This window comes from Vitreimonas sp. (assembly GCF_035627415.1).
GTDB lineage: Bacteria > Pseudomonadota > Alphaproteobacteria > Caulobacterales > Aquidulcibacteraceae > Vitreimonas.
Map to the genome: position 1 here is coordinate 108666 of NZ_DASPLU010000031.1, position 24496 is coordinate 133161.

30 protein-coding genes are annotated in these 24496 nt (G+C 65.0%); 16 read left to right on the plus strand and 14 right to left on the minus strand.

The features are described 5' to 3' along the window. Nucleotides 1-146: 146 nt before the first annotated feature. The 8 genes from recA (at nucleotide 147) to VEA80_RS16625 (ending at nucleotide 8015) form a co-directional block, all read left to right on the plus strand. The gene (gene recA / locus VEA80_RS16590) at nucleotides 147-1229 is read left to right on the plus strand and encodes a recombinase RecA (protein WP_349257276.1); all 1083 of its coding nucleotides are present in this window, start codon (nucleotides 147-149) and stop codon (nucleotides 1227-1229) included. Between the two features lie 160 nt (nucleotides 1230-1389). After that, on the plus strand, nucleotides 1390-1644 hold the full coding sequence (locus VEA80_RS16595) for a hypothetical protein (RefSeq protein WP_325061888.1): 255 nt from the start codon (nucleotides 1390-1392) through the stop codon (nucleotides 1642-1644). A 4-nt stretch (nucleotides 1645-1648) separates the two neighbouring features. Beyond that, the gene (locus tag VEA80_RS16600; protein ID WP_325061889.1) at nucleotides 1649-2074 is read left to right on the plus strand and encodes a VOC family protein; all 426 of its coding nucleotides are present in this window, start codon (nucleotides 1649-1651) and stop codon (nucleotides 2072-2074) included. A gap of 114 nt (nucleotides 2075-2188) precedes the next feature. After that, nucleotides 2189-4861, plus strand: a complete 2673-nt coding sequence (alaS, locus tag VEA80_RS16605; protein WP_349257280.1) for an alanine--tRNA ligase — start codon at nucleotides 2189-2191, stop codon at nucleotides 4859-4861. Then, on the plus strand, nucleotides 4858-5373 hold the full coding sequence (locus VEA80_RS16610) for a GNAT family N-acetyltransferase (RefSeq protein ID WP_325061891.1): 516 nt from the start codon (nucleotides 4858-4860) through the stop codon (nucleotides 5371-5373). Before alaS ends, VEA80_RS16610 begins: the two co-directional genes overlap by 4 nt. Before the next feature lie 152 nt (nucleotides 5374-5525). Then, nucleotides 5526-6629, plus strand: coding sequence for a sensor histidine kinase (locus VEA80_RS16615; protein ID WP_325061892.1), 1104 nt, complete (start codon nucleotides 5526-5528; stop codon nucleotides 6627-6629). A gap of 77 nt (nucleotides 6630-6706) precedes the next feature. Beyond that, nucleotides 6707-7048: a hypothetical protein gene (locus VEA80_RS16620; RefSeq protein ID WP_325061893.1), complete on the plus strand. Its 342-nt coding sequence runs from the start codon at nucleotides 6707-6709 to the stop codon at nucleotides 7046-7048. Nucleotides 7049-7133: 85 nt separating this feature from the next. After that, nucleotides 7134-8015: a crotonase/enoyl-CoA hydratase family protein gene (locus VEA80_RS16625; RefSeq protein WP_325061894.1), complete on the plus strand. Its 882-nt coding sequence runs from the start codon at nucleotides 7134-7136 to the stop codon at nucleotides 8013-8015. 306 nt (nucleotides 8016-8321) lie between these two features. Here VEA80_RS16625 and VEA80_RS16630 read toward each other — a convergent pair whose 3' ends face one another. The 4 genes from VEA80_RS16630 to VEA80_RS16645 all read right to left on the minus strand — a co-directional run bounded on the left by VEA80_RS16630 (nucleotide 8322) and on the right by VEA80_RS16645 (nucleotide 10940). Then, complete coding sequence (locus VEA80_RS16630; protein WP_325061895.1) at nucleotides 8322-8765, minus strand: GNAT family N-acetyltransferase; 444 nt, start codon at nucleotides 8763-8765, stop codon at nucleotides 8322-8324. A gap of 87 nt (nucleotides 8766-8852) precedes the next feature. Continuing rightward, nucleotides 8853-9269 (minus strand): hypothetical protein, encoded by a 417-nt coding sequence (locus tag VEA80_RS16635; protein ID WP_325061896.1) that lies wholly within the window; start codon nucleotides 9267-9269, stop codon nucleotides 8853-8855. A gap of 2 nt (nucleotides 9270-9271) precedes the next feature. After that, complete coding sequence (locus VEA80_RS16640; RefSeq protein WP_325061897.1) at nucleotides 9272-10489, minus strand: NADP-dependent isocitrate dehydrogenase; 1218 nt, start codon at nucleotides 10487-10489, stop codon at nucleotides 9272-9274. Between the two features lie 73 nt (nucleotides 10490-10562). Next, nucleotides 10563-10940, minus strand: a complete 378-nt coding sequence (locus VEA80_RS16645) for a hypothetical protein (RefSeq protein ID WP_325061898.1) — start codon at nucleotides 10938-10940, stop codon at nucleotides 10563-10565. Nucleotides 10941-10960: 20 nt separating this feature from the next. Here VEA80_RS16645 and VEA80_RS16650 point away from each other — a divergent pair, with 20 nt between their 5' ends. From VEA80_RS16650 to VEA80_RS16660, 3 genes are all read left to right on the plus strand, one after another. Beyond that, the gene (locus VEA80_RS16650) at nucleotides 10961-11746 is read left to right on the plus strand and encodes an RNA methyltransferase (RefSeq protein ID WP_325061899.1); all 786 of its coding nucleotides are present in this window, start codon (nucleotides 10961-10963) and stop codon (nucleotides 11744-11746) included. Nucleotides 11747-11815: 69 nt separating this feature from the next. Then, the gene (locus VEA80_RS16655; RefSeq protein ID WP_325061900.1) at nucleotides 11816-12352 is read left to right on the plus strand and encodes a DUF6882 domain-containing protein; all 537 of its coding nucleotides are present in this window, start codon (nucleotides 11816-11818) and stop codon (nucleotides 12350-12352) included. 9 nt (nucleotides 12353-12361) lie between these two features. Then, on the plus strand, nucleotides 12362-13270 hold the full coding sequence (locus VEA80_RS16660; protein ID WP_325061901.1) for a 2OG-Fe(II) oxygenase: 909 nt from the start codon (nucleotides 12362-12364) through the stop codon (nucleotides 13268-13270). 10 nt (nucleotides 13271-13280) lie between these two features. On the opposite strand, the gene VEA80_RS16665 is transcribed toward VEA80_RS16660, so the two are convergent. The 5 genes from VEA80_RS16665 to VEA80_RS16685 form a co-directional block, all read right to left on the minus strand. Then, the gene (locus VEA80_RS16665) at nucleotides 13281-13688 is read right to left on the minus strand and encodes a four-helix bundle copper-binding protein (protein WP_325061902.1); all 408 of its coding nucleotides are present in this window, start codon (nucleotides 13686-13688) and stop codon (nucleotides 13281-13283) included. Nucleotides 13689-13750: 62 nt separating this feature from the next. Continuing rightward, on the minus strand, nucleotides 13751-14425 hold the full coding sequence (locus tag VEA80_RS16670) for a hypothetical protein (protein ID WP_325061903.1): 675 nt from the start codon (nucleotides 14423-14425) through the stop codon (nucleotides 13751-13753). Between the two features lie 597 nt (nucleotides 14426-15022). After that, complete coding sequence (locus VEA80_RS16675; protein WP_325061904.1) at nucleotides 15023-15895, minus strand: class I SAM-dependent methyltransferase; 873 nt, start codon at nucleotides 15893-15895, stop codon at nucleotides 15023-15025. 82 nt (nucleotides 15896-15977) lie between these two features. After that, nucleotides 15978-16346, minus strand: coding sequence for a hypothetical protein (locus VEA80_RS16680; RefSeq protein ID WP_325061905.1), 369 nt, complete (start codon nucleotides 16344-16346; stop codon nucleotides 15978-15980). Further along, a complete protein-coding gene (locus VEA80_RS16685) occupies nucleotides 16343-16882 on the minus strand; it encodes a hypothetical protein (protein ID WP_325061906.1) in 540 nt (179 codons plus the stop codon). The genes VEA80_RS16680 and VEA80_RS16685 overlap by 4 nt, the downstream gene beginning before the upstream one ends. Nucleotides 16883-17575: 693 nt before the next feature. Between VEA80_RS16685 and VEA80_RS16690 the strand changes: the two genes are divergently transcribed. Both VEA80_RS16690 and VEA80_RS16695 read left to right on the plus strand, forming a co-directional pair. After that, nucleotides 17576-17944, plus strand: coding sequence for a VOC family protein (locus tag VEA80_RS16690; RefSeq protein ID WP_325061907.1), 369 nt, complete (start codon nucleotides 17576-17578; stop codon nucleotides 17942-17944). Nucleotides 17945-18063: 119 nt separating this feature from the next. Further along, the gene (locus VEA80_RS16695; protein WP_325061908.1) at nucleotides 18064-19044 is read left to right on the plus strand and encodes an ABC transporter substrate-binding protein; all 981 of its coding nucleotides are present in this window, start codon (nucleotides 18064-18066) and stop codon (nucleotides 19042-19044) included. Nucleotides 19045-19057: 13 nt separating this feature from the next. Here the strand turns inward: VEA80_RS16695 and rimO are convergent, their stop codons facing one another. Continuing rightward, the gene (rimO, locus tag VEA80_RS16700; protein ID WP_325061909.1) at nucleotides 19058-20380 is read right to left on the minus strand and encodes a 30S ribosomal protein S12 methylthiotransferase RimO; all 1323 of its coding nucleotides are present in this window, start codon (nucleotides 20378-20380) and stop codon (nucleotides 19058-19060) included. A gap of 145 nt (nucleotides 20381-20525) precedes the next feature. Between rimO and VEA80_RS16705 the strand changes: the two genes are divergently transcribed. Then, a complete protein-coding gene (locus VEA80_RS16705; RefSeq protein ID WP_325061910.1) occupies nucleotides 20526-20915 on the plus strand; it encodes an SRPBCC family protein in 390 nt (129 codons plus the stop codon). A gap of 6 nt (nucleotides 20916-20921) precedes the next feature. Here VEA80_RS16705 and VEA80_RS16710 read toward each other — a convergent pair whose 3' ends face one another. The 3 genes from VEA80_RS16710 to VEA80_RS16720 are packed head-to-tail and all read right to left on the minus strand — an operon-like array spanning nucleotide 20922 to nucleotide 22931. Further along, on the minus strand, nucleotides 20922-21320 hold the full coding sequence (locus VEA80_RS16710; protein WP_325061911.1) for a VOC family protein: 399 nt from the start codon (nucleotides 21318-21320) through the stop codon (nucleotides 20922-20924). A 58-nt stretch (nucleotides 21321-21378) separates the two neighbouring features. Beyond that, complete coding sequence (locus VEA80_RS16715; protein WP_325061912.1) at nucleotides 21379-22170, minus strand: glycosyltransferase family A protein; 792 nt, start codon at nucleotides 22168-22170, stop codon at nucleotides 21379-21381. Further along, complete coding sequence (locus tag VEA80_RS16720) at nucleotides 22167-22931, minus strand: hypothetical protein (protein WP_325061913.1); 765 nt, start codon at nucleotides 22929-22931, stop codon at nucleotides 22167-22169. Before VEA80_RS16720 ends, VEA80_RS16715 begins: the two co-directional genes overlap by 4 nt. 244 nt (nucleotides 22932-23175) lie before the next feature. Here VEA80_RS16720 and VEA80_RS16725 point away from each other — a divergent pair, with 244 nt between their 5' ends. Both VEA80_RS16725 and bfr read left to right on the plus strand, forming a co-directional pair. Next, entirely contained in the window at nucleotides 23176-23373 is a 198-nt protein-coding gene (locus VEA80_RS16725) for a (2Fe-2S)-binding protein (protein ID WP_325061914.1), read from the plus strand. 7 nt (nucleotides 23374-23380) lie between these two features. Then, nucleotides 23381-23869 carry a bacterioferritin gene (gene bfr, locus VEA80_RS16730; protein ID WP_325061915.1) on the plus strand — a complete coding sequence of 163 codons (489 nt, stop codon included), beginning with the start codon at nucleotides 23381-23383 and terminating at the stop codon, nucleotides 23867-23869. A 2-nt stretch (nucleotides 23870-23871) separates the two neighbouring features. On the opposite strand, the gene VEA80_RS16735 is transcribed toward bfr, so the two are convergent. Then, nucleotides 23872-24357, minus strand: coding sequence for a hypothetical protein (locus tag VEA80_RS16735; RefSeq protein ID WP_325061916.1), 486 nt, complete (start codon nucleotides 24355-24357; stop codon nucleotides 23872-23874). Nucleotides 24358-24496 lie beyond the last annotated feature (139 nt).

Sequence of the window (24496 nt, forward strand, 5' to 3'; positions counted from 1 at the left end):
CCAATCCCCAATCCCGAACATCCCATCCAGAGCCGATGTTCTGCTTGCGTTCCGAGAACAAAGGCGGTACATTCGATTCCTGATCGATGCAGTGCCGAGGCCGGTGGCGCGAGCCCTGGACTCAGGGCCTAAGGGAGGCGGAAACCATGGCTACCAAGCTGAAGCTTGTTGAGGACGCAGTGGAAACGGACAAGCAGAAGGCTTTGGCCGCCGCCCTGAAGCAGATCGATCAGGCCTTTGGCAAAGGCTCGGTGATGCGTCTGGGCGAAAAGCCGGCGATGGAGATCGAGGCGATCTCCACCGGCTCCCTCTCGCTCGATATCGCGCTCGGCATCGGCGGCCTGCCGAAGGGCCGTATCGTTGAAATCTACGGCCCGGAAAGCTCGGGCAAGACGACTCTGGCGCTGCACTGCATCGCCGAAGCGCAGAAGTCCGGCGGCGTCTGCGCGTTCGTCGACGCCGAACACGCGCTCGATCCGATTTATGCAAGAAAGCTCGGCGTCGATCTCGACGACCTGCTGGTTTCGCAGCCGGACACCGGCGAACAGGCGCTCGAGATCACCGACACTTTGGTCCGCTCCGGCGCGATCGACGTCTTGGTGGTGGACTCGGTCGCGGCGCTGACGCCGCGCGCCGAAATCGAAGGCGAGATGGGCGACAGCCTGCCGGGGCTGCAGGCGCGGCTCATGAGCCAAGCGCTGCGCAAGCTGACCGCCTCGATCAACAAGTCGAAGACGCTCGTCATCTTCATCAACCAGATCCGGATGAAGATCGGGGTGATGTACGGCAATCCAGAGACGACGACGGGCGGCAACGCGCTGAAGTTCTACGCCTCCGTGCGCCTCGACATCCGCCGCACCGGCCAGATCAAGGAACGCGACGAGGTGATCGGCTCGGAGACGCGCGTGAAGGTGGTCAAGAACAAAGTGGCGCCGCCGTTCAAGCAGGTCTCGTTCGACATCATCTACGGCGAGGGCGTCTCGAAAACGGGCGAACTGATCGAGCTCGGCGTCAAGGCCGGCGTGATCGACAAGTCGGGCGCCTGGTACGCCTACGGCTCGCAGAAGATCGGCCAAGGCAAGGAAGCGGCGCGCCGGTTCCTCAAGGAGAACCGGGCCGTCGCGCTCGAGATCGAGGACCGCATCCGCGGCAAGGCCAACGCCGTGGCCGATGCGATGTATTCGCCGCCGACCGACGATGAGGCCAAGGACGCGGCTGAGGGTGAGTAAGGCATCGGTTCTTCGGAGCTGACCAGTTTCGCCGGCTGGCCCGGGGACGGTTGCCGACCCGACCCCATGCCCTGGTCCGTTCTCGGGCCGGCCGGCGGATTATATAAGACAAGGCGTCTTACGAGCGCCGCGGGTTTGGTGTTCAATGGGCGGCATGGCGATGCTGAACTACGACGTGTTCGAAGCGTTCAAGTCCGCCGGCGCTGACGATGAGAAGGCGCGTAAGGCGGCAGAGGCGCTCGCCCGCGCGGACGGGCACTTCGATGAGCGGTTCGATCGGATCAGCGACCGGTTTCTCAAGGTCGACGAGCGATTCATGCGAATTGAAGCCAAGCTCGACCTGCACTCGTGGATGATTGGCGCGGTTGTGGCGATGAACATCGCCATCCTCGTCCGTTTGTTGATCCCGGTTTGACCTCGTGGAGCCGCGGGTTTCACTCATCACGCTTGGTGTTGGCGATCTGAAGCGCGCCAAGGCGTTCTATACGGCGCTCGGCTTCAAGGCGTCTTCCGTCGGCGGCGAAGAGGTTGTCTTTTTGCAGGCGGGTGCGGTGGCGCTCTGCCTGTTTCCGCGTGAGAGCCTCGCTTGCGATGCGGGCGTAGCGGCGGCGGGCGAGGGTTTCCGCGCCATCGCCATCGCCCACAATGTGCGCGAGAAGGACGAGGTCGATGCGGTGATCGCCGAGGCCGCGGCAGCCGGCGCGGCGGTGGTGAAGCCGGCGCATGACGCGGTCTGGGGTGGGCGCTCGGGCTATTTCGCCGATCCGGACGGGCACCTTTGGGAAGTCGCCTGGAATCCGCACTTCCCGCTCTCGCCGGAGGGTGCGCTGACCGTGCCGCCGTAACGGGCGCCGGGAACGGCGGCTGCTCGCCGGCGCCGGCCGTGTGGCGGCGCGGCGCTTGGCGTTGTGCACCGCACTACCTATACCAAGCGCAAACAAGGCATCGGCTTGGACGGCATGACCAGCGTCAACAACATTCGAAAGCAGTTTCTCGCGTTTTTCCGCGCCCGCGGCCATGAGCTGCCGGGCTCGTCCTCGCTCGTGCCGCAGGACGACCCGACTTTGCTCTTCACCAATGCCGGCATGGTGCAGTTCAAGAACTATTTCACCGGCGCCGCAAAGCCGCCGTACCCGCGCGCGGCCACTTCGCAGAAGTGCGTCCGCGCCGGCGGCAAGCACAACGACCTCGACAATGTCGGCTACACCGCCCGCCACCTCACCTTCTTCGAGATGCTCGGCAACTTCTCGTTCGGCGACTATTTCAAGGAAGGCGCGATCGACGCGGCCTGGACGCTGATCACCAAGGATCTCGGCCTCCCGAAAGAGAAGCTGCTCGTCACCGTCTATCACGACGACGATGAAGCGGCGTCGCTCTGGAAGAAAATCGCCGGCTTCAGCGACGACAAGATCATCCGCATCGCCACCGCGGACAATTTCTGGTCGATGGGCGATACGGGGCCTTGCGGGCCGTGCTCGGAAATCTTCATCGACCGCGGCGATCACATCTGGGGCGGGCCGCCGGGATCGACGGAAGAGGACGGCGACCGCTTCCTTGAATTCTGGAACCTCGTGTTCATGCAATACGAGCAGTTCGGCGACGATCGCCCGCGCGAGAAACTGCCGAAGCCGTCGATCGACACCGGTATGGGGCTCGAACGCATGGCCTGCGTGCTGCAGGGCGTGGACTCGGTGTTCGAAACCGATCTCTTCCGCACGCTGAAAAAGGCGTCGGAAGAGCTGACCAAGACCAAAGCGGAAGGCGACAAGGCGCCGAGCCACAATGTGATCGCCGATCACTTGCGTTCGTCGTGCTTCCTCATCGCCGACGGCGTCTCGCCGTCGAACGAAGGCCGCGGCTACGTGCTGCGCCGGATCATGCGCCGGGCGATGCGGCATGCGCATATTCTCGGCGCCAAAGAGCCGCTGATGTATCGCCTGGCGCCGACTTTGATCGCGGAAATGGGCGAGGCTTATCCCGAACTGCGCCGGGCGCAGCCTGTGATCGAAGCGCAATTGCGCGACGAGGAAGAGCGCTTCCGCCGCACGCTGGCGAACGGATTGCGCTTGCTCGACGATGAACTTGGCGACCTCAAGCAGGGCCAGAAACTCTCCGGCCGGACGGCGTTCAAGCTCTATGACACGTTCGGCTTTCCGCTCGATCTGACGCAGGACATCTTGCGCGGGCGTGGGCTCGAAGTGGATGTCGCCGAATACGATCGGGCGATGCAGGAGCAGAAGGAGGCCGGCGCGGCCAGTTGGAAGGGCGCGGACGGCGCCGACAATCCGGCGATCTGGCACTCGATCCTCGAACGCACCACCGGCAACGAATTCCTCGGCTATGGCGCCGAAGCCGGCGACGGCAAGCTCGCCGCGATTGTCACCGGCGGCGTCGAGCAGCACGACCTGCGCGACGGCGCCCAAGCCGCGCTCGTGTTCGACCGCACGCCGTTCTACGCCGAAAGCGGCGGTCAAGCCGGCGACCGTGGAATGATCAAGTTTGCGAATGGCGCCGAATTCGTCGTCGAGGACACGCTGAAGCAAGCCGGCGCGCTGCACGCGCATGTCGGCAAACTGACGAGAGGTTCGGTGAAGGTCGGCGACAAGGCGGCGCTCGAGATCGATCACGAGCGGCGGACGAAGATCCGCGCCAACCATTCGGCGACGCACTTGCTGCACGCAGCGCTGCGCAACGTGCTCGGCCCGCACGTGACGCAGAAGGGCTCGCTCGTCGAGGCGGACTATTTCAGGTTCGACTTCAGTCACGGCCAAGCCATGAGCGCCGACGAGATCGGCCGTGTCGAAGACGAAGTGAACGCCGTCATCCGCCAGAACGCCGAAGGCGTGATCAAGGAGATGGCGCCGGCGAAAGCGATCGAAGAGGGGGCGCTCGCGCTGTTCGGCGAGAAGTATGGCGACGCCGTGCGCGTGCTCAGGCTCGGCGATGCGCTGTCGCGCAACGGCAAGCCATACTCGGTCGAGCTCTGCGGCGGCACGCACGTGAAGCGTACGGGCGATATCGCCGTGTTCGCGATCCTCTCCGAAGGCGGTGTCGCCGCCGGCGTCCGCCGCATCGAAGCGGCGACGGGCGCGGCGGCGCTGGCGCACCTGAAGGCGCAGGCGGCGCTGGCGAAGGCGATCGCGTCGAATTTGAAGTCGCCGCTCGCCGAAGTCACCGACCGCGTGGCGCAGCTGGCCGAAGAGCGCCGCAAACTCGAACGCGAGCTGAACGAAACCAAGAAGAAGCTCGCGCTCGCCGGCGGCGGCGGACAGGCCGCGCCGGCGGGGCCGGAGCAGGTGGCGGGCGTTGCCGTACTGGCGCGCGTGTTGGAAGGCGTGCCGGCGAAGGAGCTGCGCGGGCTGGTCGACGAAGGCAAGAAATCGATCGGCTCCGGCGTTATCGCGTATATCGGCGTCGAGGACGGCAAGGCGGCGCTCGCGGTCGGCGTGACGGACGACTTGAAGGGCAAGGTCAACGCTGTCGATCTGGTGAAGGCGGGCGTCGCCGCCGTCGGCGGCCAGGGCGGCGGCGGCCGGCCCGACATGGCCCAGGGCGGCGGCCCCAATGGCGGCGAAGCGGGCAAAGCGCTTGAAGCGATCCGCGCCGCGCTCCAAGGCGCGCTCGCAGCGTGAGCGGGATCGTCTATCGCGATGCGAATGCGGCGGACGCCGAAGCGCTCGCCGCGTTCGCGCGCGGATCGTGGGTGGCGACGTTTGGGCATCTTGCGTATCCGCCGCGCGATCTCGATGTGTATCTGACAAAGAACTACGGCGCGGAGATTCAGCGCAGCGAAATCGCCGATCCCGAAGTGCGCTATCGCCTGGCGCTGCGCGAGGGCGAGATCGTCGGCTATTGCATGATGGGCGTGCTGGCGATGCCGGTCGACGACGCGGGCGGGCTCGAACTGCACCGGCTCTACGTCGACGAAAGCGTCAAGGGCGCCGGCGTGGCGGCGGCGCTGATGGAAGATGCGATCGCCTGGGCGCGCGGCAAAGGCGCCTCGGCGCTGTATCTCAGCGTCTGGGAAAACAACGAACGGGCGCAGCGTTTCTATCGCCGCTTCGGATTCAAAGATCACGGCGAGTGGGACTTCATGGTCGGCGAAACCGCCGACCGCGATTTAATATGGCGGCTTACGCTGTGAGCCCTTCGAGATCGAGCTAACGGTTCGAACACGGTTTCGTTCCCCGTAGGAACCATGCGCCGTCCGCGGACGTAACCTACGCGGTTATGCCAAGCGACGTTCGACATAAGCCACGCAGGAATCGGTACGACGCGTTGCAGCGCTGCGAGCGCTTGCATGGGCTTGCGCAACTGATCGCAAGCGATCTCGACCTCGAGCGCGTCGTTCAAACCGTGACCGATGTGGCGACCGAAGCTTGCGGCGCGCAATTTGGCGCGTTCTTCTACAATATCGAAAACGAGCGCGGCGAAAGCTATCAGCTCTATACGCTCTCGGGCGCGCCGCGCGAGGCGTTCGAACATTTCAGCCTGCCGCGCAACACGGCGATCTTCGAGCCGACCTTCCGCGGCGCCGGCGTCGTGCGCTCGGACGATATCCGCGCCGATCCCCGCTACGGCCAGAATCCGCCCTATAGCGGCATGCCGGAAGGTCATTTGCCAGTTGTTAGCTATTTGGCGGTGCCAGTCGTCTCGCGATCGCGAAAGGTGCTGGGCGGCCTCTTCTTTGCGCATGAAGAGCGCGCCATGTTCGACGCCGAGTGCGAGGCGTTCATAGTCGGCATCGCCGCGCATGCGGCCATCGCCATCGACAACGCGCATCTTCATCGCGAGGCGCAGCAGGAAATCGAGCAGCGCAAGAGCGCCGAAGCCAAGCTGGAGATGCTGCTCGGCGAGGTGAAGCACCGCTACAAGAACGCGGTGGCGACGATCCAGGGCATCGCCGCTCAATCCTTTCCCGGCGCGAACCGGGAAGCGCACGAGCGCTTCAGCTCCAGGCTTGGCGCTCTCGGCAAGGCGCTGGATTTGCTGACGACAAAGGATTGGGACCGCATCGCGGTCGCCGATGTGGTCGCAAGGGCGCTGGCGCCGTTCGAAAATCTCCAGCGGCTGAACCGGTCGGGCGTGGACGCTTCCGTCGGCGCCGACAATTCGCTCGTGCTGGCGCTCGCGCTGCACGAACTTGCAACCAACGCTATAAAGTACGGCGCGCTCTCCAATGCGGATGGCGGCGTGCGCATCGCTTGGGAATTCACCGATCACGAACGGACTCGCATTCGATTTCGCTGGGAAGAATTCGGCGGACCGCCGGTTTCGCCGCCGAGTAAGGCCGGCTTCGGCACGACCTTGATCGACCGGGCCCTGGGCGGCGCGAAGGGCGCGGCTGCGGTGCAGTTCGCACCGGAGGGCTTGCGATGCAGTTTTGAAGTCCCGCTTTGACCGGATCGGCCGAGTAACATCTCGGAAACCAAATCAGTCGTTTTTGGACGACTCGATTCGGTTGTGGGGACGCCGGGATGACTCAGAACGACGCGCTGGCCGCTTTTCTCGGGCCAGAGCTTTTCGCGCGGTTGCAGTGGGACCGCCTCAACCAGCAGCAGCGTGATGCGATTCTCTCCGTGTTCCGAGTCGGTTTGGGCGCCGGCGTGCAATCGGGCGCAGTGTCGACCATCGATGCGGTGCTGGCGCAGGGCAAAGTGCTGATCTGCGAGGACGGCTCGCAATGGCAGGCGCGCGAGAAGGACGACGCCGAGCTGATCGAGGATTGGGGCGCCGGTTCGCTGGTGGCGATCCACCGGCAGCTGGTCTACCGGCTTGATCCGTACCAGGCGGCGGAAGTGGAGCTGCTGCGCCTTTAGCGCAGTACGGCAGTAGGGCAGTAGGGCAGTAGGTTACGCGAGGGCTCCCTATTGCCTTATTGCCGTACTGCCCTACTGCCTTCGTATGGCATACGAAACGATCAAACTCGACGTCGCCAACGGGATCGCCACGCTGACGCTTCACCGTCCCGACCGGATGAACGCGTTCACCGATCGGATGGCGCGCGAGATGATCGCCGCGTTCGACGAGACCGATGCGAACGATGACGTGCGAGTCGTCGTCGTCACCGGCGCCGGCAAGGCGTTCTGCGCCGGGGCGGATCTGAGCGGCGGCGGGGCAACGTTCGATTACGAGCAGCGGCGGGCGGCCGGCCGCGGCGAGGCTGAGTTCGATCCGGAGATCGAGCGGGACGGCGGCGGGACGGTGGGGTTGCGCATCTATGAAAGTTTGAAGCCGGTCATAGCGGCGATCAACGGACATGCCGTGGGCGTCGGCGCGACGATGACGCTGCCGATGGATGTCCGCCTCGCGGTCGAAGGCGCGAAGATGGGCTTCGTGTTCGCGCGGCGCGGCATCGTGCCGGAGACGCTGTCGTCCTATTTCCTGCCGCGCCTCGTCGGCATTTCGGCGGCGATGGAGTGGGTGACGACGGGGCGCGTCTTCCATACCGAGGAAGCCTGCGCGCGCGGTTTGGTGCGCTCGCTGCACAAGCCGGAGGAGCTCATGCCGGCGGCGTATGCGCTGGCGCGCGAGATCGTCGAGCACACTTCGCCTGTTTCGGTCGCGCTGGCGCGGCGGATGATGCTCGACATGCTCGACGCCGAGCACCCGATGGAGGCGCACCGGCTCGAGAGCCGGCTGATGGTGATGCGCGGCCGCTCGGGTGATGCGAAGGAAGGCGTGACGAGCTTTCTGGAGAAGCGTGCGCCAGTCTATCCGGACAAAGTCAGCCGCGATCTGCCGCAGCCATTCCCATGGCGCAAGACGCCGCCGTTTCGGGAGTAGTTCGGGTTGGGTGAGATCGCGTGTCTGCATGCAGGCATGATAAGCCCGCGCCGCGGCTGTCGGATTGATTTCTGTGGAATACGTCGCGCGGGATTTTAGCGCGTTGCAATCAGTTCGAAACGACGGCGTTGCTTTCACCTACTCCCGGGGCGACGCGAAGCGTCGAGCCCGGGACCCATAAACACCAGGGCTTTAGTATTGAACACCGGCAGTCGTGTTTATGGGCCCCGGAATGCTCGCTTCGCGAGCCTCCGGGGATGGGCCGTTGTTGCGTCAAGCAGAGCGCAGAATGATCTCTAGAGTCTATCAGCGCCGGTACTGGATGAACCCGCTGCGCCGCGCGATTTGGTCGTAGAGGGCGCGCGCGGTGGTGTTGGTTTCGTGCGTCAGCCAATAGACGCGCTCACACTTCTTGGCGTCGGCGCGATTGTAGACCGCTTCGATCAGCGCCCGGCCGACCCCCTGGTTGCGCGCGTTCGGCGCGACGAACAGGTCTTCCAGATAGCAGAAATCGCCGATCGCCCAGGTGCCGCGATGGAAGACGCAATGCACGAGGCCGATCAGGTCGTGCGTGCCGGTGTCGACCGCGACCAGCGCCATCATCGGCTCTTCCGGGTCGAGCAAACGCGACCACGTCACCTCGATGACCACCGGCTCCATCGGCGCTTCGTAGAAATCGAGGTAGCCGCCCCAGAGGTTCTCCCAGCCCGGGCGGTCTTCCTTCAGCAGTTCGCGGATCGTGAAGGCCATCGGAGTCCCAGCGCGCAGCGGCGCATACTATAGCGCGAAAACCAGCGAGCGTCCGCGTCAATCGTCCGTGAGGCGTTGTTCCGGCGATTAGCGGCGCAGACCGATTTCGACTTTGGCTTCTTCTTCGGCTTCGGCCGCCGCGCCGTCGTCGTCGCGGACCATGAAGAATGTGCCCGAGCCGGCGTGCGGTATGCGCCACGTCCCTTCGATGCGCATCAACTCGGCGTCGGCGGCGCCTTCGTAGCGGACGGCGTGGGTCACGCCGCCGCTGCCGTCATAGAATTTGGTGAAGGCGAGCGAGAGCCCGGTGCGCACGCCTTCGATCTCGGCCGTCAGAACCGGGGCGGCGCTCGGCGCGAAGGTGTTCGGCTCCTGCATCGCGCCGGTGAAGGCGCCGCCGACCTCTTCGATCTGAACGTTGAACACGGTTTCCGGTCCGGCGTCGCGCGGGTAGCGATAGGCGCCGCTCCAGCTGCCGGTGAGCGAGGAGCGGCGCTTGGTCATGCTCAGACCTTGGCCATGGCCTTGTCGAGATTGTCGCCGACGGCGTCGAGGAAGCCTTCGGTGGTGAGCCAGGATTGCTTGTCGCCGACGAGGAGGGCGAGGTCCTTGGTCATCTGGCCCGCCTCGACGGTGTCGACGGTGATCTTTTCCAACAGCAGCGCGTAGTCGATCAGCTTCTGATTGTTGTCGAGCTTGCCGCGATGGGCGAGGCCGCGCGTCCAGGCGAAGATCGAGGCGACCGAGTTGGTGCTGGTCGGCTCGCCTTTCTGGTGCTGGCGATAGTGGCGGGTGACGGTGCCGTGCGCGGCTTCGGCTTCCATGGTCTTGCCGTCGGGCGTCAGCAGCACGGACGTCATGAGGCCGAGCGAGCCGAAGCCTTGCGCGACCGTGTCGGATTGGACGTCGCCGTCGTAATTCTTGCAGGCCCAGACGAAACCGCCGGACCACTTCAGGGCCGAGGCGACCATGTCGTCGATCAGGCGGTGCTCGTAGGTGAGCTTGCGTTTTTCGAACTCGGTCTTGAACTCGGCGTCGTAGATGGCCTGGAAGATGTCCTTGAAGCGGCCGTCATAGGCTTTGAGGATCGTGTTCTTGGTCGAGAGATAGACCGGCCAGTTCTTCATGAGGCCATACATGAACGACGAGCGGGCGAATTCCTTGATGCTCTCATCCAAGTTGTACATCGCCATGGCGACGCCGGCGCCCGGCGCCTTGAACACTTCGTGCTCGATGGTTTGCCCGTCCTCGCCGACGAACTTGATCGTCAGCGTGCCTTCGCCGGGGAAGAGGAAGTCGGTGGCGCGGTACTGGTCGCCGAAGGCGTGACGGCCGACGACGATGGGCTGGGTCCAGCCGGGCACAAGGCGCGGCACGTTCTTGCAGATGATCGGCTCGCGGAAGATGACGCCGCCGAGGATGTTGCGGATCGTGCCGTTGGGCGACTTCCACATTTTCTTCAGGCCGAATTCCTTCACCCGCGCTTCGTCGGGCGTGATGGTCGCGCATTTGACGCCCACGCCGTATTGCTTGATCGCGTTGGCCGCATCGACCGTAATCTTGTCTTCGGTGGCGTCGCGGCTTTCGACGCCGAGGTCGAAGTATTTGAGGTCGATGTCGAGATAGGGGTGGATCAGGCGATCCTTGATCAGCGCCCAGATGATCCGGGTCATCTCGTCGCCGTCGAGTTCAACGACCGGGTTGTCCACCTTGATCTTGGCCATCGCCGCTTGCCTTTCGCGTTCGGAGAAATTCGACGCGCGTGGTAGCAGCTCGGGGGGCTCGCGCAAATGCGGCTTAGTCTCGGGCCTGGCTGATCCGCGCGAGTTCGGCGGCGGAGAGAATTTCGTAGCCGGGGTCCTGCGGTTGGGCGGCGGCGTCGAGCGGTACGGCGCGCGCGCGGGCGCGGCGCGGCGGCGCGGGCGGGCCGGCGAGGTCGAGGGCGATGTCGACTTCCAGAAGCAGGGGCTCGAGGCCGGTTTCGGCGGCGCGCGTTTCGACCAGTTCCGGCAGCAGCGGCGGCTCGGCCGGCGGGCGCAGCATCGGGGCGAACCAGCTGGCGGCGGCGAGCGCAGCGACGGTGATCGCGAGTGCAAAGAAGCGGCGGGCGAAGTACGCCCACCATCTCCCGCGCTTGCGGCGCGGGCTTCGATGCGATTTGACGTTTGCCGCCATGGCTTTTGATCGATCCTGAGATGACCCGCGCACGAAACATGCCGCCGCCGATCGAGGAGGAATGGCCGGCGATCTGCCTGGTGCGGCCCCAGATGGGGGAAAACATCGGCGCGGTTGCGCGTGCGATGTTGAATTTTGGCTTGGTCTCGCTCCGGCTTGTCGCGCCGCGGGACAGGTGGCCGAACCCCAAAGCGGAGGTGGTCGCGGTCGGCGCCGACCATGTGCTGAAGCGGGCGAAAGTGGAGTGGAAGCTGGAGGACGCGCTGGCGGACGCGACTTTGGTGGTCGCGGCGACGGCGCGGCCGCGTGGGATGGAAAAGCCCGTGTGGGGGCCGCGCGAGGCGGCGGAAAAGCTCAAGGACGCGATCGCGGCGGGCGAGCGGCCGGTGGTGATGTTTGGGCCAGAGGCGGCCGGAATGGAATCGGACGAGATCGCCAAGGCGGACGCGATCCTGACTTTGCCGGTCAATCCTGGCTTCGCCTCGCTCAACCTGGCGAACGCGGTGACGGTGTTTGCGTACGCTTTCGCCGAAGCGCGGCAGCAGGCGCAGACGCCGGTTTGGTTCAGCACGCCCGACACGCCGCCGGCGAGCCAAGCGGAGCTCGAGGCGATGTTCCTGCATTTGGAGGAAGAGCTTGATCGCGGGCGGTTTTTCCATCCGCCGGACAAGGCGCCGCTGATGAAGCGCAACCTGCGCGCGCCGTTCCTGCGGGCGCGGCTGACCGAGCAGGAGGTCCGCACCATGCGCGGCGTGATCAAGGCGCTCACGGTGGGCCGCGGTGGACGCAAGCGCGAGGACCTGTAGGAATTCCGCTTTCCCGAGGCTGGGGAAATTGGTTATCCACACAGGGCCGCACGGGGAACCGGGGAGCTTATGCTCAAACAGAAGCGACGAGCGCCTGAGCCGAATGCGCCGCAGCGCCCGCAATCGCGGGCGCTCGTGCCGTGGGGCGGCGAGCATGTCGACGTCGACCGCTTCTGGGCCGAGAGCTGGATCGATCTCTTGAACCGGCAGCGCTGGCTGGCGCGCAAGCTGAAGCTGGAAACCGCGCCGTGGCAGGTCGACCAGAACGCCGGCATCATTCAGTTCGACCGCAAGGACGGGGCGCTGGTGACGGCGCCGGTGCAGATCATCGGCGCCTGGAATCCGCGCACCAACATGTTCCGCTGGGGCTGGGATCATCCGATGGTGCAGCAACGGCTGCGCAACGACGCCGAGCGGACGCGCTGGTTCGGCGACAAGCATGGGCTCGAGGAGCTGACGACGCGGGCGCTGAAGCTGGACGAGAAGGAAGCCTGGCAGATGACGGCGCTCGCCATGAAGGTGAACGGCGCGCACGGCGTCTATCGCGCGTCGACGGAGGGGCCGGTGATCTTCATGACGCTGGGCGAGCCGAAGGTGCGGAAGTAACGTAGCGCGATGGACGCCGAGCAGCAGTTCCAAAGCATTGTCGCGTTGCTGCGCAAGGATGCGCGGATCAACGAGGAGTATGTCGCCGAAGAGGTGGAGGCGCTGGCGCGCGCGGGGCATGCGGAGGCGATGGCGCTCGCGGCGACGATCGCCGGCGCTGGTTACGGGCGCGCGCAAAGCTGGCCGGACGCTTTCGCGTGGCTGGCGGTTGCGGCGGGCAAGGGGCACGCCGGCGCGCGCGGTCAGTTCGAGGCGCTCGGCGTGTCGTTCGAATCCGGCGGCGGGATCGATGTCGAGGCGTGGACCGAGCCCAGGTGGCGGCGTTGGCCCGACGATGGGCCGCGCATTGGGCAGAGCGAAGGCTTTCTCGAGCCGGAGCTTTGCGACTACCTGATCGCGCGGGCGGCGCCGTTGCAGGCGAGCGCGCTGGTTTACGATCCGATCTCGGGCCGCGCGGCTGAGAGCGATATTCGCAGCAATTCGGTCGCGACATTCGGGCTGCTCGATCTCGATCTGCCGCTGTTGCTGATCCGCGAGCGGATCGCGGCGACCATGGGCGTGCCGGTTTCGCATTTGGAGCGCACGAGCGTATTCCGCTATTTGCCGGGGCAGACGTTCGGGCCGCACTACGATTTTCTGCAGCCGTCGCCGCAGCTCGATGCGGAGATCGCCGAGATGGGGCAGCGGCCGCTGACGTTTTTGGTTTATCTCAACGATGCGTTCGAGGGGGGCGAAACGCGCTTCCTGAAGCTCGATCGCAAATTCAAGCCAGCGGCGGGCGGGGCGCTGTTCTTCTACAACGTAGATGAACACGGCGCGCCCGATCCGCTGACGGAACACGAAGGCGCGCCGCCGACGCGCGGCGAGAAGTGGCTGCTCTCGCAATTCATCCGCGACAAGCCGCAGCTGCCGGGGTGAGGCGCCGCGCCTAGTGCGCGGTGATGCTCGGCCCGGCTTCGCGGCAGGCGGCTTCGCAGGCGCGGCAGGTTTCGGCGCAGATGCGGCAGTGCTCGTGCATCTTGGCGTGCTTCTCGCACTCTTCGGCGCAGAGCGCGCAGGCGCGTTCGCACAGACGCAGCGCTTCGACGATCAGCTGTTCGTTCGTGCCGGTGCGGCGGGCGGCGAGGCGAGCGGTCGTCGCGCAAATGTCGGCGCAGTCGAGATCGGTGCGGATGCACTGGCGCAGATCCTTGACCGTGTCCTCGGCCAGGCACGCGTCGGCGCACGACTGGCAGATCTGCGCGCATTCGAGCATGTGCTCGATCGCGCGGATCAGCACGTCGTTGGTGCTGCCGCGGACGGACGGATGCGTGGAAATCATCTGATGAACTTGCATGGGGCGCCTCCTCGACTGGCGGGATGCGCGGGCAACGGACAAGGCGCGCTCTGCGTTCCGCGTCAGCTCGTATCGGAATGCGCCGCCCCGCCGGCCAAAGCGGCGCCGGAACAATGGAGGCCAGCGAGCGGATCGGCGGGGTCGACCCAATTGGTGCGCGCCGGCGCGAGGGCGTAGCGCATCAGCGTTTCGGGGAGACGGCGCGCGAGGCGGCGCAAGCGGTGTGCGAGCCGGAGCGCGTAAGGCTGCGGGTTTTGCAGCACGCGCCGAAGCGCTTCGAAGCGGCGGGCGAGCCGGAGCGGCCTTTCTTCTTTGTTCGGCGCGCGCGCCTGCAGGCGCGGCGATCGCGCTTCGCGCGCGCCGGCCGGATCGCGCGGCGGCGCGTACGAGAAGCGCACGGGCCACGTCTTGGGCGCAGTGGGATCGATGGTGCGGCGGCTGCGCGGTTGCACCGAGGCTTGGGCGGCGGGTGATGTCGAAGGGCCGGCCTGAAGGCCCGCGCTCCGACTTGGTTCAGGTTCGCGCGGGACGCGCGCGGCTTCAGCGAAGAGGAGCTTGCGCACGAGATGTTCGAGCAGCGCGATCCAACCGACAATCTCGCGCCGCCGGCGGCGCGCCAGCGTCGTGTGCGCGGCGATGGTCGCGGCGCCGCCGAGCGCGCCCGCAGCGCGGGCGAAGATGGCGCGGACGCGGGCCCAAAGCGGGGCGAGGTTGGTGGGATCAGCGATGACGTTCATGAGGCCGAGTATAACCCGCCTCTGGCGCGGTCGGATTGATTTTGCTGCGACGCCAAGGATTTCAGCGGCTTGGCGCAGGAAAAGGCGGGGATAGAGCAGGGCTCTATCCAACACCGGCCGCTATCGACACACATATGGCAGGAGCGCATTCTGGCGCGATGAGGACGACCGTGCGCCTCCGTGGCGAACTTCTGGAACTCGCCAAACGATAGGCCGCCGAGCAGGGCCGTTCGCTGACTGCGTTGATCGAAGACGCAGTGCGCAACGAGCTTGCGCGGCCGACAACCCGCAGGCGCATCAGGATTCCAGTTTCGAAGGCCGGCGGCGGCGCGCTGCCAGGTGTGGATCTGATCAGAACCGATCTGCTCGAGGGATGATCCGGCGCGCGACCTCGACCAAAGGCGGCGCCGTCAGGGACGCTTGGTTCACCGCGCTCGCGATCGTGTGAGGCTGCATCTGGGTCACGCTGGATCGAGACTATGCTCGGTTCAAGGGGCTGGCGGTGCGCGAGCCCTGAGCCTCGCCAAGTCTTGCGCCAATGACGGACGCGTTGGATCGAGGTCGACGCCGATGAAGACGTAACTATCGGCGTGCGCCTCAGCGCGGGATTTCGCCGCGGACGATCCAACTCGAGGAGCCGGCCCAGATCGAGCCGTCGCTGCGCCGGCGTTTGGCGAACAGCATGCGCAAGGCCTCCGAGACTTTCGGCGCGAGGCGCTCGCCTTCTGCGCCGGCGAGGCGGATGATTTCGCCGGCGGGCCCAAGCGCCATCGCGAACGCGACCGCTTCGTCCATGTCGGCACCGATGCAGATGTCGCAATCGTGGCGCTCAAAGCCGATGCGGCGGAAGCCGGCGGCGGCCATCATGTCGCTCACCATGTCGGCGCCCGCCATCGAGAACGGGCCCGGGCCGCAATGGACTTCCGTCGTGTCCTCGTGCGCGACCACGGGCACCATCTCGCGCACGATCTGTTCGGCGTCGTGCACCCACGGATTGTCTTCGCGCTTGCGCCAGACGACCATGGTGAAATCGCCGCCAGGCTTCAGCGCGCGGGCGATGTTGCGCAGCGCCGCGCCGGGCATGTTGAAGAACATGGTGCCGAAGCGGGCGAAGGCGTGATCGTAAGGACCGTGGAGATTTTCCGTCTGCACGTCGGCGACGAAATAGGCGGCGTTGGCGGCGCCGGCTTCGGCGGCTTCCTTGGTCGCGACGGCGATGAAATTCTCGGCGCAGTCGACGCCGACCGCCGCGCCGCCGGGACCGACCATGCCGGCGATTGCGAGCGTGGTGTCGCCGAAGCCGCAGCCGACATCGAGCACGCGCGCGCCGGCGCGGTATGCGGCGCGGGCCAGCGCTGCCTCGCCGTGCTCCTCGAGCCCCGCCGTCAGCACGCGGCGGAAGCGCACGAACTTGTCGAACAGAATTGTGTTCCAGGCTTCGATCGGGATGTCGTTGGAGTTCTCGGCCATAAGCGCCTCCATCGGTCGACCTTGCTCTAGCACAGCTCGATACGGGTGTGGCGTCGCGCCGGTTACATTCGGCGAAGCGGCGCTAGCTCGGCCGCAGCGCGGCGTTGTCGACGAGTTCGGCGACCTCGACGAAGGTGATGGCGGGCTGGGCGCCGTAGAGCAGGGCGATGCGGTTGGCGAACTCGGGTGTGAAGAAGGCGCGCGCGGCGGCTTCATCGTTCCAGATGTAGAAGTTGACCGCTTGCCGCTGCGCTTCGTTCAGCGTGAAGGCTTCGGAACGCAGCCCGGGCATGGCTTCGAAACGCGCGCGCACCTCCTGCGCGATCGTGCGCAGCGCCGAGGCGTCGAAGCGGCCGGGAAAGGTGAAGGTGACGAACACGCCGATCATGAGCGGGATGTAGGGGTGTTGCGGCGCAGGCGGATGTGACGGTGGGCACGGGTGGGGCTTCATTCAAAAGGCCAAAGATCAAATAGGGGAATGTCTCGCATGGGCGTCGACGCGAGACTAAGAAAAGCAATCGCAACAGTCGCAGCGTTAGCGATGCACCAAATGAGAAGCAGGCGACGGCTTCTGGGCAGTGCCAATTTCCACAGCACGACTAGTTCGATCGCGGTGGTTACCAGCGTCGCTAGCACAAAGGTTGCGATCCACGCGAGCGGGTTGAATGTCCCCATATCGAAAGCTGCGTTGATAAACTGCCCCGGAAAGACCTCCCATGCTATTCCGGCGAGCGGAATCAGGAAGAAGCCTATGGCCGCTGACACCGCGTTTGCCAAAACGCCGGCCTTGAGCGCCGCATTCCACTGCATGGAGAAGCAGAGGCGCAACACGGAAATCTCGATCAGAAGCCCTGCGGCGATTACGGGCAGACTGAGCAAGCGTTGTTCAGCGTACAGAGCGGGCCAGACCAAGTCTGCGTGTGCGACGCCCGGGGCCACACACGCCAATGCGCTTACGCCGAACGCCCACCCCCCTTGCTTGCGCATAGGCACCTCCAGCCGTGACCAATAGCGACCAGCCAACCATTTGTCGCGCGTGCTCAAAACCCGCTTCCGGCGAGAGGAGCATCACGTAGCGCATGGTTGGATCAGTCTTCGCAGCCAGCGCAACGCGTGAGGGCTCTTGCCCACGGAGGTCAGCCTGGGCGGTTCGCTTCTGGGCCCAGTTGGATCATTCGCCGAGTGCTGTGTTTCGCACCGCCGACAACTCCTCGATCAACTTCGTCAGCGCCCGCGGCCAATTGTTGGATAGCTGAGAACTTGGGATGGCTTCCGAGTTCTGCCATGAGGCAGGGACTGGTCCAACGGTGACGTGGCTTGCTCCGGGATGAGGCTCTCCAACGCCATCTGGTCCACCAACAAAGGCGATGTGTGTTTCGACGCCGACTGGTCGAAATTTGGAACGTACGCGCCAAAGCTCATGCATCCACCAAGCTTCGGTAGGCGCGTCCATCACCTCAACATCCCACCCAGCACGTTCTAGCGCTGCGCGAAGGTCACGCTTGTGATTGTGCGGAATGACGTAGGCCATGAGGGACACGTTACAGGCTCTTGGACTTCAGTGGGAGAACCCATAGCTCCCCCACGCGGCCCCGCGCGCGCCTTCACCACCGAACCCTTCCGGCGCAGTGGGACCGCCCTATACTTCCGAGTGGGCGGCATCGGCTTGCGGAGAGATAGATGGCTTCCGTTCGATACATTGTTGCCGACGTCGACAAAGCTGTCGGGTTCTATCAAGAACATCTCGACTTCGAAATCCGCATGCATAATCCGGGAAAGTTCGCGGCGCTCGATCGCGATGACTTGACGCTCTATCTCAGCGCGCCCGGCGCCGGAAGCGGCGGCCAGGCGGGCGGCGATCCGGAGCCCGGCGGCTGGAACCGCTTCATGATCATAACCAAGGATTTGGATGGGCTGATCGACCGGCTCCGTAAGGCGGGAGCAAATTTCCGCGGCGAGCTTAGCGAAGGCGGCGCCGGACGCGCCCTTCTGCTTGAAGACCCGTCGGGCAATCTCGTCGAGTTGTTCGAGTTCAAACAGAAAGAGTGAGCAGCGTTGCTGCGGCAGGCGGCGGTGAACATGGCCAGCCCGCTCTTCATCCGGTTCAAATCAGACATTCTCCGTGACCCGGATGCGGCGTGCTGCTACTGCCGAAGGCAGAGGAAAAGATGGACGCCAAGCGGGACAGACGTTCATTTGTCGTGAACTTCGCCGCTGTCGGCGCACTTTCGATGACGTCGTGCGCGCACCGGGATTCAGCATCGCGCGTTCGCCGCATTGGTCTGCTGGTTGGCGCGGGTTACCCGCAGTTAGTCGCTGCATTCAAGAGTGAACTGAGCAGGCTGGGCTATGTCGAAGGCGAGAATATCGTCATCGAAGTGCGTCTGAGCGCGGGCGACTCGGCGCCCCAAGCAGCGGAACTCGTGCGTCTGAACCTGGAATTGATCGTAGCGGCGGCGCTGCCCGCGGCGCTCGCGGTCCGCGATGCGAATCCGACTGCGCGGATGGTGATCGCGACCTGTCCGGGCATGGTGAGCAATGGCTTTGCGCAGAGCCTCGAACGACCCGGCGGCGCCGTGACGGGGATGGATGAGCTTCCGCCCGGCCTAACCCGGCGACGTATGACTTTGCTGAAGCGCGCGGCGCCCGAACTTCGACGGATTGCCTTGCTCTCGACGACGCCGGGGACGGGCGGACACGAAACCCAGTTGGCGGAGGCGGAGCAAACGGCGGAGGCGCTCGGTGTCGCCGTGAGAGCTTATCGGGTCACGTCGGTCAGCGACTTTCAGAACGCATTCGCTTCAATGCTGAGCGACAGCATGGATGGATTGTTGAATTTTCAAGGCGGCCTGTCGCTCGGCAACCGGCAGCGCATCGTCGACTTTGCGGCGCAGAACCGTCTGCCGGCGATGTATCAAGCGACGCTATTCGCTGAAGCGGGCGGCCTCATGGCGTGGGCGCCGAATCTGGAAGAGCAGTTTCGAGCGGCTGCGCGCTATGTGGACGAGATATTGCGCGGCGCCAGCCCAGGCGATCTGCCGATCACGCATCCCTCCCGCTATTACCTGACGATCAATTCCAGCGCCGCTCGGGCCTTGCCTCTCACGTTGCCCCAAGCTCTCCTCGCGGAGGCGGACCGCGTGCTGTAATAGGCTTGCGCCGTCAGCGCAGCTTTCCGACCAGTTCGTGACCTTCGGCGGCGAGTATTTCGAGCTGCGTGATTGTGCCTTCGGCGATTTCCTCGCCGCTGTCGACATAGACGACGCCGTCGATTTCCGGGGCGTCGGCTTTGGTGCGGAAGGCGTAGGCTTCGGCGTCTTCGTCCCAGCCGTCGCAGATGGCGTCGACGGTTTTGCCGATCATCTGCTGGCCGCGGGCGTGCGCGAGTTCGGTTTGCACTTCCATGAAGCGGTCGTAGCGTTCGTCGATGTCGTCTTGATCGACATGGCCGGGGAGATCGCGTGAGGGGGCGCCTTCGACGTTCTCGTATTTGAACACGCCGGCGCGGTCGATCTCGGCTTCTTCGATGAAATCGAGCAGGGTTTCGAAATCCTCTTCGGTTTCGCCGGGGAAGCCGACGATGAAGCTCGAGCGGATGGTGAGATCGGGGCAGATGCTGCGCCACTTTTTGATGCGGTCGAGGACTTTGTCTTGGTTCGCGGGGCGGCGCATGGCTTTGAGCACGTTCGGCGAAGCGTGCTGGAACGGGATGTCGAGATAGGGAAGAATTTTGCCTTCGGCCATGAGCCCGACGACTTCGTCGACGTGCGGGTAGGGATAGACGTAATGCAGGCGCACCCAGGCGCCCAAGTCGCCGAGCTCTTTGCAGAGATCGTAGAATTTGGCGCGGACCTGGCGGTCCTTCCATTTGCTTTCGGCGTATTTGACGTCGACGCCGTAGGCCGACGTGTCTTGGCTGATGACGAGCAGTTCTTTGACGCCGGCTTTCACTAGCTGCTCGGCTTCCTTCAGCACCGCGTTGGCGGGGCGCGAGACGAGGTCGCCGCGGATGCTCGGGATGATGCAGAAGGTGCAGCGATTGTTGCAGCCTTCGGAAATTTTCAAATAGGCGTAGTGGCGCGGGGTGAGGCGGAAGCCGCCTTCGGGCACGAGGTCGATCTTGGGATCGTGCAGCTTCGGCAGATGCGTGTGCACGGCGCCGACGACGGCTTCGTATTGGTGCGGGCCGGTGACTTCGAGCACTTTGGGATGCGTGTCGCGGATCAGCGACTCTTCCTTGCCGAGGCAGCCGGTGACGATGACCTTGCCGTTCTCGCTGATGGCTTCGCCGATAGCCTCGAGGCTTTCGGCCTTGGCGCTGTCGAGGAAGCCGCAGGTGTTGACGACGACGAGGTCGGCGCCTTCGTAGCTGCCGGAGAGCTGGTAGCCCTCGGAGCGCAGGCGCGTGATGATGCGCTCGCTGTCGACGAGCGCCTTGGGGCAGCCGAGGCTGACCACGCCGATGGTGGGGGCCTTGGCGGCCATGTCTGTTCCCGTGTTGCCGTGAAGCGCGGGCTTGTAGCGCAGCAGTCCGCTTATCCCAAGCCGGCGCCTGAAAAATGAGGACGTCCGGAAGCGGCGAGGCCTAACGTCCGCTTCCGGCGAAATTGGGGTGGCAAGGAGGTGAGCCATGGCCACGATCCGCAAAGAGCTGCGTGTCAACCGGCCGGCCGCAGAGGTGTGGGCGGCGTTCCGGGATTTCGGCGCGGTGCATGCCAAGTTGGCGCGCGGGTTCGTCACCGACACCCGGCTCGAAGAGGGGGCGCGGGTGGTGACGTTCGCGAACGGCCTCGTCGCCACCGAGCGGCTGGTGACGATGGACGAGCCGGCGCGGCGGCTGGTCTATGCGGTGACCGGCAGCGAGCGGCTCAGCCACCACAATGCGTCGTTCCAAGTGTTCGAGGACGGCGCGGGCGCCCGCATCGTCTGGATCGCGGACATTCTCCCCGACGCCGCCGCCGCGGTGATCGAGCCGATGATGGAAGCGGGCGCGGCGGCGATGCGGACGACGCTCGGTTGAGGGCGCTCAGCTGAGATTGAGCTGCCAGGTGACGCCGAAGCGGTCGCCGACCCAGGTGAAGAGCTTGCTCCAGCCGTAGCTGGCGATCGGCATGTATTCGTTGCCGCCCTCGAGCAGGGCGGCGGCGAGGCGGCGGAGTTCTTCTTCGCTGTCGCATTCGATGAAGAACGAGAACGAGGGCGTGAAGTCGAACGCGTGTTTGACGAAGCTGTCGTGGACCATCACGCGCTGGCCTGTGATGCTGATCACCGCGCGCTTAACTGTGCCCTCGGGCCCTGGCTCGCCGGTGACGAAGCGGTCGAGCTGTTCGATCTTGGCGGCGGGGAAGAGCGAGACATAAAAGTTGATCGCTGCTTCGGCCTTGGCGCCTTGGAACATCAGGAACGGGCTGACGGATTTGGCCATTGCAGTCTCCACCAAAGGCTCGAGGCCAAGGTGGGACATAGGGCGCGGCCGCCCGCGGTCACCATTGCCAATAGTGCTTGTCGTGCGGGCGCGCGCGATCGAGCGCGCGATCGGCGGGGTGGCCGAGGCGATGGAGCAGCCGCGTGTCCGGAAACGCGAACGCAGTTCGTTCCTGCTGGTGGCGGTTGGCGTGCCAGCCGGCCGACAACTCGTCCGCCTTGAACACGCGCTCTTGGTACTTGCGATAGGCGTGATCCTGGTTGCGGACGATGTAGTGCCGCAGGGCGAACGTCTCGGGCGCGAGCTTGAACTCGCCGGCGAAGAAATGCCCCGCGGCTTCGACGTGCGACACGGGAAGATCGGCGCGGCGCGCCCGCATCAGGCGCGGCTTGTGCGGCTCGAAGAAATAATAGTGACGAAGATCGGGGAAGCCCTGCGCATCTGGCGCGTAATCGCGCTCGATCGGCAGGAAGACGAACTCGTTGAAGTCGATAGCGTCCCAGCCTTCACGGCCGATGCGCGCGATGGCGTCGCACAGGCGTTCTCCGGCACGATAGGAGTGCATCATCTCGTCGGCGGAAACGAACAGCACCCAATCGGCGTCGAGCCGGCCGGCGGCGCGCTCGCGCACCTGCACGAGCCCTTTCCAATCGAAGGCGCCGTCGAATGGATAGGTCTCGACACCAATGAGCGCGCGGCGAAACGGATCGGCCGCGAGCAGCGCGCGCGTCTCGTCGGTCGATGCGTTGTCGATGATGTAAAAGTCGATCCCGTTATCGATCAGGTGGCGCAGGCAATTGCCCAGATAGGGCCGCTCGTTTCGCACCACCATGGCCGCGGCGACTCTCATGCCGCCACCAAGGCCGCTTGCAGGATTTCGAGTGCGAGCGGGCGCACGTGATCGGCATAGGTGATGAGCGCGTCGTAGCGGCGTTCCGCGAGGCGCGCTTGGCCGAAGCGCTCGTAATACGGGACCTCCTGCAGAACCGGCGGCCACGCAAAGGCGGGCGCGTCCGGCGCCAGGATTTCATGGTCCTGCGTGGCGAGGTTCTCGTAGCGCGGATACTCATGCGCGAGCGGCGTGTAGCGTCTGATCGCCGCGCGCTTGCGCGCCGCCGCCGCGGTGTCGAGCGGAAGGCGGCGTGCGTCGCGGCGGAAGCGGCTTGCGTCCTCGATCGGATAGATCGACACGCCGACCGATCGCCCGTAGCGGCGCTCGAGCCGCGCCGCCAGCGCATGCGTCAGCGCGTTGGCGAGATCGTGGATCGGATTGAACAGCTCGACCGGATCACAGACCAGCGTCGCGACATCGCAGGCGGCGCACTCGGCTTCGATGCTGGCGAGCGCGTCGAGGAAGGGTGCGGCGTGGTGGTTCAAGACCGCCTGATACCAGAGGCGGTCGGGCGCCCATCCGAACGCGCCGCCACAGCTGGCGCCGGCGCCTTCGATCAGCTCGCGGCTGCAATCGAGACGCGAGCGGCCGGCGCCGCCGGACCCGTCCGTGAGCGCGAACACGGTGGGGCGCTCGGTCTCGAGCCAATGATGGAGCAGGGTTTCGTGGCCGGGGTGCGCCATGATCAGCGCAGCCTTCCGTGTTCCGTCAAACGGCATTGCTGGTCCCCCCAGGCGAACTCTTATCGCAGCCTCGCCTCAAAGCCGAAAGCGCTGGTTGGAACCCAGTTGCGCCAGATCGCAGCCCCCTTGCAGCCCGCTTGACTTGGATCAAGGCGCGCGCGCGTGACCTGCGGCACTGTTGCTGCTGCGAATGACTTGCAGGACCGTGGTTCCCGCGCTAGTTATTCGTGCGGCTGCGAAGCAGTCGCCGGTTTCGCGTTTGATTTCAGAGAAGTGCCGGATGTACGTGTGCAACTGTAACGGCGTGACTCGGGCCGAGGTGGACGAAGCCATCGCGGCCGGCGCGCAGGGTCCGGAGGACGTGCTCGCCCATCATGGCTGCGAGCCCTGCTGCGGCCGCTGCCTGCCCGAGATCGCCGACGGCATTTCATGCGGCGGGATGGCCGGAAAGCCCCGGAGCCTCGTCGCGGCGGAGTAAGCGCGCGATGAAGGGCGATGCGGACGTCATCAAGCAGCTCAACAAGATTCTGACCAACGAGCTGACCTCGATAAACCAGTACTTCCTGCACGCGCGGATGTATCAGAGCGACGGCTACGGCAAGCTCGGCAAAAAGACGTACGACGAATCCATCGAAGAGATGAAACACGCGGACCGGATCATAAACCGGATCCTGTTGCTGGAAGGATTCCCGAACCTTCAAAACCTGAACAAGCTGCAGATCGGCGAGGCGGTGCCGGAGCGGCTGCAGGCGGATTTGAACGCCGAGCGCAGCGGCCATCAAGCGATCAAAGAGGGCGTCGCTCTCGCCGAGACGAAGCAGGACTACGTGACGCGCGATCTGCTGACCGAATTGCTCGACGACACCGAGGATCACATCGATTTCCTCGAGACGCAGCTGAAGAATTTGAACGAGATGGGGCTGCAGAATTATCTGCAGAGCCAATACGAACTCGACAGCGCGCCGGGCGACTGACGCTAGAGCGCGGCGCGGACGAGGCGGATCGGGATTTCGTAGCGGACAACTTCCTCGAAGCTTTCGCGGCTCTCGAGCAGCGCCGCTTCTTCTTTCGTCAGCACCAGCCAATCGGCGGCTTCGGCGAAGCTGTCGAAACTGCGCACTGCGCTCGACATGCTGGAGCGGGTGTCGCGGCCGTTGACCCAGTAATCGACGTGCGCTCTTGCGTTTTCACTGAAGCAGAGCCAGGCCGAGCGGCGCAGAAACTGGAAAGCGAGCGGCGCGAACATGGCGCGATAGCGGGCAAACAGGGCGTCGAGCGCATCGAGATCTACGGCGCCGAAATCGGCGTCGGGCAGCACGATGGTGAGGGCGTCACGCTGCAGATGCACCGGATTTTGCGCTTGGAAGGCGGCGAGCGCCTTCAACTCCGCAAGCGTCATCGCGCCGTGATATTCGACGACGTTCAGGTCAAGCTCGGGGCTGTGTCGCAGAACGACCGGCACTGAAGTCCACTCCTGGGACCGGTAACCTGACCTCAGGCGCAGTTGAAGAACGGTTAAAGCTGCTGCAGGCGGCGCTGGCCGCAAATCGCTGCTAACCAAACGCCCGGCGCTTGACACGCGCCGCGCCGGCGGGCGGCTT